Source organism: Sporosarcina psychrophila, assembly GCF_001590685.1.
Taxonomy (GTDB): Bacteria; Bacillota; Bacilli; order Bacillales_A; family Planococcaceae; genus Sporosarcina; species Sporosarcina psychrophila.
Window position 1 is genome coordinate 15,001 of the sequence record NZ_CP014616.1, and the last position, 2,500, is coordinate 17,500.

1 protein-coding gene and 2 rRNA genes (2 of these 3 running past the window's edge) are annotated in these 2,500 nt (G+C 47.8%); 1 reads left to right on the forward strand and 2 read right to left on the reverse strand.

Going from position 1 to position 2,500, the window contains the following annotated elements; genetic code table 11:
* A protein-coding gene (locus AZE41_RS00040) for a DUF3221 domain-containing protein (protein WP_067204057.1) crosses the window boundary here: on the forward strand, window positions 1–147 show its 3' portion. 240 nt of this gene lie to the left of the window's left edge; the window shows 147 of its 387 coding nt (coding positions 241–387); its start codon lies beyond the left edge, outside the window; the stop codon is at window positions 145–147.
* Between the two features lie 790 nt (window positions 148–937).
* On the opposite strand, the gene rrf is transcribed toward AZE41_RS00040, so the two are convergent.
* Both rrf and AZE41_RS00055 read right to left on the reverse strand, forming a co-directional pair.
* Window positions 938–1,053: ribosomal RNA gene (rrf, locus tag AZE41_RS00050) — 5S ribosomal RNA — on the reverse strand.
* An 80-nt stretch (window positions 1,054–1,133) separates the two neighbouring features.
* Window positions 1,134–2,500, reverse strand: a 23S ribosomal RNA gene (locus tag AZE41_RS00055) (it continues 1,565 nt past the right edge of the window).

Genomic DNA, 2,500 nt, shown 5'->3' on the forward strand with positions numbered 1-2,500 from the left:
CGAACATCATCGGTATGGCTACCTATGAAAGACGTTCCTGGGACTTTAACTGTAGGTGACGAAATAGATGTAAGCTACTATACTCAATTAGATTCAAATCCACAGTTTGGAGGATTTAACAGAATCGAAATTGTGCATGAAAACTAGGGGATGCACTTATTAAACATTCCGCTCTCATAATTTATAGCGAAATAGACTTGGATCTACTATTGTAGATCCAAGTCTATTTTAATTTTCATTAAATCAACTTTAAAATATAACATAGTACCACATGTGTTGATTACCCACAGTTAACCAGTAATGACTGCTTACTTTTACGATTAAACACTAGAAGCCCCATCTACAGGTGCTGTTGGGTTGATTTGGACTGAATGACTACTGTACCCATTATAGGGATTTCTGCTATGTAGGGTGGTCGTTCATCCGTCACTCTCCAAACATTCTAGTATGCGAAGTGCTAAAGCTTTTGGGAACAAGTGCATAACCACTTTCCTCTCTAGAAAGACAGTTATTCGTTCCTCTTCCAAAATAGTTGCATTTTTCATTTGAACTTTGGAGGTATGCGATGGACAGATAATCGTAACAGGATGACCAAGGAGAAATGAATTGAAATTCCTCCCAAAAAGATGTGGCTGGGGTGAAGCATTCATTTCCAGCCACCTTTAACTCGCGGTAAAGGTGGCGTGATCATATCGTCCAAAGCAAGCCGGAACTGGACAAGGTTACATGTAGACTTTTGTGCATTTCTTACAGGTGCTTTATTTAAGATAGTGGTTAATTAACAGTCATAACATAGTATAAGGTCAGATTCACATTTTGACGATAGGCGAATGTTTCGACTTTATACTTATCGCCAAACACGACCTCAAATCATTATTGAAAATTAAAAATAAACACAAAAAAAGCCACTACCTATAAGGTAATGACCTTTCAATGAGACCGGCGACGTCCTACTCTCGCAGGGGGAAACCCCCAACTACCATCGGCGCTGAAGAGCTTAACTTCCGTGTTCGGGATGGGAACGGGTGTGACCTCTTCGCAATCGTCACCAGACTCTTTGAGCTTGTTCGCTCAAAACTGAATAAAACAGACATTGTGCTACACGAATCAGGGTAATCAAGCCCTTTTCCAAATTGGTTAAGTCCTCGATCGATTAGTATCCGTCAGCTCCACACGTCGCCGTGCTTCCACCCCAGACCTATCAACCTCATCTTCTTTGAGGGATCTTACTTACTTGCGTAATGGGAAATCTCATCTCGAGGGGGGCTTCATGCTTAGATGCTTTCAGCATTTATCCCGTCCATACATAGCTACCCAGCGATGCCTTTGGCAAGACAACTGGTACACCAGAGGTATGTCCATCCCGGTCCTCTCGTACTAAGGACAGCTCCTCTCAAATTTCCTGCGCCCGCGACGGATAGGGACCGAACTGTCTCACGACGTTCTGAACCCAGCTCGCGTACCGCTTTAATGGGCGAACAGCCCAACCCTTGGGACCGACTACAGCCCCAGGATGCGATGAGCCGACATCGAGGTGCCAAACCTCCCCGTCGATGTGGACTCTTGGGGGAGATAAGCCTGTTATCCCCGGGGTAGCTTTTATCCGTTGAGCGATGGCCCTTCCATGCGGAACCACCGGATCACTAAGCCCGTCTTTCGACCCTGCTCGACTTGTAGGTCTCGCAGTCAAGCTCCCTTATGCCTTTGCACTCTACGAATGATGTCCAACCATTCTGAGGGAACCTTTGGGCGCCTCCGTTACTCTTTAGGAGGCGACCGCCCCAGTCAAACTGCCCGCCTGACACTGTCTCCTGCCCCGATAAGGGGCATGGGTTAGAAGTCCAATACAGCCAGGGTAGTATCCCACCAACGCCTCATCCGAAGCTAGCGCTCCGGAATCCAAGGCTCCTACCTATCCTGTACAGGCTGCACCGGAATTCAATATCAGGTTACAGTAAAGCTCCACGGGGTCTTTCCGTCCTGTCGCGGGTAACCTGCATCTTCACAGGTATTATAATTTCACCGAGTCTCTCGTTGAGACAGTGCCCAGATCGTTACGCCTTTCGTGCGGGTCGGAACTTACCCGACAAGGAATTTCGCTACCTTAGGACCGTTATAGTTACGGCCGCCGTTTACTGGGGCTTCAATTCGAAGCTTCGCTTGCGCTGACCTCTCCTCTTAACCTTCCAGCACCGGGCAGGCGTCAGCCCCTATACTTCACCTTGCGGTTTTGCAGAGACCTGTGTTTTTGCTAAACAGTCGCCTGGGCCTATTCACTGCGGCTCTCTCGGGCTTTAACACCCTACCAGAGCACCCCTTCTCCCGAAGTTACGGGGTCATTTTGCCGAGTTCCTTAACGAGAGTTCTCTCGATCACCTTAGGATTCTCTCCTCGCCTACCTGTGTCGGTTTGCGGTACAGGCACCTCCCGCCTCGCTAGAGGCTTTTCTTGGCAGCGTGAAATCAGGGACTCAGGGATAAATCCCCTTGCTGTAACAGCT